The following is a 6670-nucleotide window of genomic DNA, read 5'->3' on the forward strand; positions in this document are numbered from 1 at the left end:
ATATGTTTTGGTGTAATAAAAAACCAAGAAGCGTTTAAGCTCCAAGAAAGTTAAATACGACCTTGAAGCTTAAAATGAGAGATGGTATCTACAGCAAATTACATGCTTTGTGCGTAGTTATACAACGCCTTTAAAATTGTCAGATTTTTTTCGCTGTCGTCATGTTCATGCGCTAGGTTTTCAAGGGTTATCATAAAATCTTGCGCGTTAATCGACGGTTGATCTTCCCCGTGCATTAGCTTGTTTTGGCAATACTGGCGCCATTGATCAAGCTCTTGCTGGTTTAGCGTTTCAGGCCAGTTACGGGCGCGGTATCTAAACAACAACGTATTAAACTTTTTATCTTCAAAGTCTAACTTCAACCCAGCTAATTCATCTGGTTTTGCATCACGAATAATCGCAAACTTAGCTTTATCGGCATGGCTTGTAAAACCATCGTAAAGTAAGTAGTCAACGTTAGTGGTTGCGCTGTAATCGCCTTGCTCGTTAAACACTTCCGTTACTTTATCGCGAAGGTCGGTATTGGCTTTTAAAATAGCTAAGTTAGCTAAGCACTGCTCGCGGTCAATCCCAAGGCGCGCGGCGTTTTCAGGCAATAATGTTTTAGCTGGGGCTAAAATAGGGCACTTGTTTAAATGCACTAGTTTTAAGCCAACAGGTAAATCGTCCTCGGCTAAATCTACACGTTTGGTGTATAAGCGTTTGCGTAATTCTTCTACGTTTAAATCAATGAGTACTTGCGGGTTTTGGGTTAAATCAAAACAAATAACCGCGTTTTTATTTACCGGATGAAAACTCATTGGTGCAACCCAGCTTGTGCAGCCTTGTGTTGCTGGTATGCGCGACGTGGTATGCACCAGCGGCGTCATGTTAAATACATCAACCAATTCAGCAAGGGCTTTTTTATTACGCAAACCAAAAAAGAAGTTATACAGCTTTGGCTGTTTTTCTTTTATTAGCTTAGCCAGTGCAATAGTGGCGGTTACATCGCTTAGCGCATCGTGCGCTGCGGCGTGTTCAATACCATTAGCTACCGTTAAATGCTCTAACTTAAAGCTTGGGCTACCGTCTTCTTTTAACGGCCATTCAATCCCTTCAGGGCGCAGCGCATAACAAGCACGTACTAAATCAATAATATCCCATCGGCTATTGTTATTTTTGTATTCGCGCTCGTATGGATCGTAAAAGTTACGGTAAAAGCTGTAACGGCTTACTTCGTCATCAAACCGAATACTGTTATAACCGGCAACACAGGTGTTTGGCACGCTAAATTCAGCATGAATTTTTGCTATAAACTCAGCTTCAACCAAGCCTTTTTTCATCGCCACTTGTGGCGTAATACCCGTAATTAAACACGCCTCAGGGTGAGGCAAGTAATCTGCTTGCGGCTTACAATATTCAATAAGTGGCTCGCCAATAATATTTAAATCAAGATCGGTACGAATACCCGCAAACTGGCTCGGCTTATCCTTTTGAGGGCTCGCCCCCCACGTTTCGTAGTCGTGCCAATAGATTGTTGCTTGATTTTGCTCTTGATATGCCATGCTGAAAACCCTGAGTAGTTAACTTAAAAGCACCTAAATACGCGCCAAGTTACTAAAATAATGAATTATTTAGATTATGGCATATGGGCGAGGGAGTTTATAGGTTTGAGCGAGAAAACGAGTTTTATTATAAGAAAGCCCACTGTTAGCAGGCTTTTTAGTACTACTGGTCTATCAGGTTTTTGAACTTACAATAATCCATAATTTGAGGGTTTTGCCCAAATGCCGACTTAATGAGCTTGCCACTAGTATCTGTTGAAAAATACTGATCGATTTCATTACTAGTCAAATTCAGTGTTTGGTTATTTATTGTGAAAGTTGCGATGTTATCATCACCTAACTTGTAGGTGATATCTAAATGTTCGAATAGCTCGAAGTGAATTACTAACTTTCTAAACTCGCCATTATCCACATATGGGCATAGGCAGTTTAAAAGCAATAATGATAATTCTTGGTTTGATAATTGAGCTCTGAGAATATTACTATACTTTTTTTGAATATTCATATCGGGGAAACTGTTTTTTATTAATTTCAAAACTTGATACAGATTTCTAAAATAGCCTCCAAAAGCTTTGTTTTCATATTTATACATAGTATTGAAAATAAAAAGTACAGTTGTTCGGTTTTTTCCATATACAAAAGCACTTTCAATAGCAGTAATTAATCGTTTTAGTGAATCTAACCCCTTATGTTTTTTGTCTTCACCATAGAATGAGCCATCTACATAATAAGTTATATCTAATTCATCTTTAATATTTTCATAAGATTCGCCGCCATCATAGAAAATGTTATTTAGTAGTTTATTGTGTAATTCCAGCATATTAAAGAAAGTTGTTTCGAAGCTTTGAATAGCCAATAAACTGGCTTGTTCCTCTAGTGCTTTTGATGAGTTGGCAAGTTCATTGCGTGTAAGCTCTAATTCTTTATTACTCACTTGAAGTGCTATTTCGTTTTGTTCAATAGCTTTGGTACCTTGTTCAATTGCTTTTTCACTTTGCTCCAGCGCTTTTTTATTTTGCATTAGTGTATAAGCAATTAAAATTAAGCTGAGTAGGGCGAATGTGGGGTTTAGTACACCACCAAAAAAGTCACCAACTGCACCCCAGTTGCCAATATTAGATGCGAAACCTAGTCCAAAATGAGAGGTGAAAACACCTATAGCGATTAATGCAGCTACCGTAGCTGCTATGCAAATACCTATTATGAGATTTTTCATATTATCCCTTCGCCTTAAGTGTGCTAAATAGTTTACCTATCTGGTCCATGCCGTCAAAGGTGCTAGGGAGATTATCTGCATCACTAATAATTCCACTAAAAATAAGATTTTCAAATTTTTCTAATGGGTGAGAGTCATTTGTTCTTATTTTTTTTGAATAATCAGCATAGCTTTGAATAAACTGACAAAGTGTTTGTCTTAGCTCAATTTGAAGTATTTGTCCTTTTACCGATTTATAGTTTTGAAGTATGACTCTAAAGAAATAAATGAGTAATACTTCTAACGAAATAAATGGAATTAGTTTAAACAGGTGAGAAACTGGTTCTTCGGCTTTCAATGTACTTTCAGGCAGCCAATCGAAAATTGTGCATAATAATGGAATTATCATCATGCAACCCATCGCTACTAATAAGCCTAATAAAACTCTAGATTCTTTAATTTTTATTCTTAATAGTTGTTTAAAACCATCGTACAAGCCCACAAAGTTAAAAGCAGTTTCTTGTTTATCTAACGTTTCTTTTAATCTGTGGACGACTTTCTCTTTTTCATCTAACTCATTTTTAAAATCAGACAGCCTCTTTTCTGTAGCTGCATTTAACGTTTCAGTATTATCTAAAGTGTTTTCAGCTGATAACTTGCTTTCTTCAAAATCAGAAAATAGTTTTATTTCGTCAGAGTGGAATAAGTCTTTTGTAATTAAAAGTGGTGTGAAATGAACTATATAAAGTATTTCAGATCTAAATTCTTCATTAAAATTATCACTTATCATGTGATTAATCGTGCTTTTCTTAACTTCACTATTTAAATCATCGTCGATACCTTCTTTGTATCTAAAGTCCATTTCATATAAAAACCTTAAAGAATTGAGGTAAGTATCTCTTATGAGACCTAATGTAGAATCATCGAATGATAAATTATTAGTGTTCGTATTCAAGGGATCAAATTCATCTAATTTAATGATAAATTTTGTAAGGTCCTTTATATTTTGTAGGAAAGCTTCACCATGAGCTTTAATATTTTTTGGAGTATATTTATCCCAGATTTGAGGCTGCCTATAAATATGAATAAGAATATTTTCTGTTGTTGTTAGTACCTCTGAATAAATTTTTCGTTTATCGTCCATCTCTAATGGATCTTTGAGTTTTGATAAATTTGCATCTAACAGGCTTTTTACAATCTCTTCATTTGTCTCAAAATACATTATTTAATCCTTTAATTTTATTGTTTGCTTTAAAGTGATTTGCCCGTAAAAATCACTTTTCCAACCAATGTGCAATTGCCATTTATTGGTATAAGTTGCTCTGGCCAGTTAGTTTTGGCGGCTTTTAGGGGGGTATGACCGTTTTCGATAATAAGCGGTTGAAGAGTGGCTTGCTTGTCATCTAAACGGGCTACTACATACGAACCGTGAATACACTCTGTTTCAGGTGCTAAAAAATAAAATTACCCTCATCAAACTTTGGCTTCAGGTTCACACTTTAAAAATGTCAGATTACAGCAACTAACAAGCCAAGCAGCAAATGACTAAATTCATTTGTACTTAATATTACTAGAAACTATACATAAAAGTGCTTAATATTGTAAGATTATTTCAATAACACTACCCATTTATAACAATGAAATCATTAATAAAAATTATTATTTATTGCTCCCTTTTCATCTCACATAGTGCTTTAGCTGAGCTGGCTAAAGTTCAAGTAAATGGCTTTGACGTTGAATACGAATTAGCAGGTGAAGGTAAGCATACTATTTTACTTGAAGCAGGCGGCTCTGCTGGTTTAAGTGATTGGGATTCGGTTTTTGAATCACTTACCAAGTACGCTAAAGTTATACGGTATTCTCGTATCGGTAATGGTGGTTCTGCGCAAATAAAGAAAAACTATAGCTCAGAAGAATATGCAGCTGAGGCTGTGTTATTACTCAAAACACTGAAAATAGAAGAGCCTGTTGTATATGTTGCGCATTCTTATGGTGCTTATATTGCGCGTGTATTTGCTGCAACATACCCTAATCAGATTAAAGCGTTGATGTTGATTGAACCTGCATCAGAGCACGATGTAGATATTATGCGCGCGATTGATTTGCCACGCGCTGAAAAAGAAATTGCTGCCATAAAGCTTGATGATATGAAAAATGGCATGTCGAATCAGTATTTAGATTTTTGGGCAAAACGCCCGCTACCTGATTATCCACAAATAGCTGATATACCCGTGACTGTAATTGCCTCAGTTAAAAAGTATAAAAAGCCATCTGTATTATTTTTTACCGACAAAGCGCGAGAAATGTGGGGCGACTTACATTCAAAGTGGGTTAATGCATTTCCTCAAGGTGAAATAGTAATAACAAATAAAAGCTATCACTACCCACAAAATGACGAGCCAGAAATGGTTGTAGACCAAATAGTTAAATTACTTGAACGCACTAAATAAGGAATGGATTTAGTCGCTGACTTTATAAATATCAATTTTCGTAAATTAGTAGCTTGGCATTAGACTAAAGTCTATAAGTTAGTTTTATTCACTTGTTAGGTTTGTTTTAATCGTTTGTCGGTTTTGTGTTAATTCTCTAAAGTTTAGTTGTCGGCAACAAGTACGACTAACTAATACCAATTTTATTAAAACATGATCATTTTAGCGAATTAAATAACTCACTAACTGCGTTAAAAATTACTTATATAGAACGACTATATTTCATAATTTTTGCCTTGTTATTAAGCTATTTTCTTGACGCTAAAAAAGCTCACTAATTTAAACAATTGGCATAACAGGACTACGACCATGAAAACACTTATCAAAACTATCGCTCTTAGCTCACTACTTACATGTTCAGCTGCTGCAATGGCTGAGCAAAGTGATTACAAATTAATGGTTATTGAAACTGCAACAGCGCCACAGCCACTTGAGCAATCATTTAATAGCTGTGCACTGAATGTTAAGTCAAAAAATTATGCTCAAGCCGAAGCAATTTGTACTAAAGCAATCGCGCTTTTAAAAGACGCAGATGGCCCTAAATTTAAAGTTCGCCAACTTACATCATTCGCATTAAGCAACCGTGGTGTTGCACGTTTAAAAGCGAATAACGATACGGCGGGCCTTGCTGATTTATACGAAGCAAACGAAATGTCTAAAAGTGCAATGGTATCGCATAACTTAACTCGCGCTAAAGAAGACTTATCATTAATAAGCGCTTTATAAAATGCTTACAAAAGTATGATATAAAATAGCGAGAGTAAAAAAGCCCATGTTAGGTTAATACCTAACATGGGCTTTTTTGTTTTATTTGTCTCGTCCTGAAATGTGTTTATACATTTAGGATTTATTATGACCAAGTCAAATAATACACCGATCAAACGAACACAACGAGATTATTCATTAGGCTTTAAATTACAAGTTGTCGGCGCTGTAGAAAAAGGCGATATGACTTATAAACAAGCCCAAAAAATTTATGGCATACAAGCTCGTTCTACCGTGCTTACTTGGTTAAGAAAACACGGTAAGATGGATTGGACTCAATCACCTAAGATAACTATGCCTACATCACCTAAAGCCAAAGAAAGTCCCGCTCAAAAAATCAAGCGCCTCGAACGAGAGCTTGAAGATGAGCATTTACGTAACCTGTTACTCAATGAAGTGGTTAATATTCTTGACGCTGAGCATGGGACAAGCCTTCGAAAAAAGTATATTGCCAAGGAGCAAGAAGCCTTCAAAAGCAAAAAATAGTTAGCTTAGAACGTGCTTGCATGCTGCTTGGTATAACGAGACAAGCGATATATCAACGAGAGAGCAGAGCTAAATTGCGTGCTATTGAACTAGCACCAGTTCATAGGTTGGATCTTAAGGAATAAAACTTGAAAACATGCTCTGAATTTGATCTGATAGTAATCGCCAAACCACTATCTATCCCAAAAGCA

Annotated in this window: 6 protein-coding genes and 1 pseudogene; 3 read left to right on the plus strand and 4 right to left on the minus strand. The window is 36.0% G+C overall.

Annotated elements, in window-relative coordinates; all coding sequences use genetic code 11:
- Positions 1–98 precede the first annotated feature (98 nt).
- From sbcB to GQR56_RS21625, 4 genes are all read right to left on the minus strand, one after another.
- Positions 99–1544 (minus strand): exodeoxyribonuclease I, encoded by a 1446-nt coding sequence (gene sbcB, locus GQR56_RS20810; protein WP_002963201.1) that lies wholly within the window; start codon positions 1542–1544, stop codon positions 99–101.
- A gap of 163 nt (positions 1545–1707) precedes the next feature.
- A complete protein-coding gene (locus tag GQR56_RS20815) occupies positions 1708–2760 on the minus strand; it encodes a putative phage abortive infection protein (RefSeq protein ID WP_166115221.1) in 1053 nt (350 codons plus the stop codon).
- 1 nt (position 2761) lies between these two features.
- Positions 2762–3961 carry a hypothetical protein gene (locus GQR56_RS20820; RefSeq protein ID WP_166115224.1) on the minus strand — a complete coding sequence of 400 codons (1200 nt, stop codon included), beginning with the start codon at positions 3959–3961 and terminating at the stop codon, positions 2762–2764.
- A gap of 29 nt (positions 3962–3990) precedes the next feature.
- A complete protein-coding gene (locus GQR56_RS21625) occupies positions 3991–4173 on the minus strand; it encodes a S24 family peptidase (protein WP_346775786.1) in 183 nt (60 codons plus the stop codon).
- A 203-nt stretch (positions 4174–4376) separates the two neighbouring features.
- Between GQR56_RS21625 and GQR56_RS20825 the strand changes: the two genes are divergently transcribed.
- From GQR56_RS20825 to GQR56_RS20835, 3 genes and pseudogenes are all read left to right on the plus strand, one after another.
- The gene (locus tag GQR56_RS20825; RefSeq protein WP_166115227.1) at positions 4377–5189 is read left to right on the plus strand and encodes an alpha/beta hydrolase; all 813 of its coding nucleotides are present in this window, start codon (positions 4377–4379) and stop codon (positions 5187–5189) included.
- A gap of 348 nt (positions 5190–5537) precedes the next feature.
- A complete protein-coding gene (locus tag GQR56_RS20830; protein WP_166115230.1) occupies positions 5538–5954 on the plus strand; it encodes a hypothetical protein in 417 nt (138 codons plus the stop codon).
- A 126-nt stretch (positions 5955–6080) separates the two neighbouring features.
- Positions 6081–6598: pseudogene (locus GQR56_RS20835) on the plus strand (IS3 family transposase); the annotation flags it as partial.
- Between the last annotated feature and the right edge of the window lie 72 nt (positions 6599–6670).

Origin of the sequence: Pseudoalteromonas sp. Z9A5 (assembly GCF_011378875.1) — a bacterium.
Lineage (GTDB): Bacteria > Pseudomonadota > Gammaproteobacteria > Enterobacterales > Alteromonadaceae > Pseudoalteromonas.

Excerpts from the sequence above, each read along its gene's own strand:
- sbcB (WP_002963201.1), bottom strand. The coding sequence starts at position 1,544 with ATGGCATATCAAGAGCAAAATCAAGCAACAATCTATTGGCACGACTAC.
- GQR56_RS20815 (WP_166115221.1), bottom strand. The coding sequence starts at position 2,760 with ATGAAAAATCTCATAATAGGTATTTGCATAGCAGCTACGGTAGCTGCA.
- GQR56_RS20820 (WP_166115224.1), bottom strand. The coding sequence starts at position 3,961 with ATGTATTTTGAGACAAATGAAGAGATTGTAAAAAGCCTGTTAGATGCA.
- GQR56_RS20825 (WP_166115227.1), top strand. The coding sequence starts at position 4,377 with ATGAAATCATTAATAAAAATTATTATTTATTGCTCCCTTTTCATCTCA.
- GQR56_RS20830 (WP_166115230.1), top strand. The coding sequence starts at position 5,538 with ATGAAAACACTTATCAAAACTATCGCTCTTAGCTCACTACTTACATGT.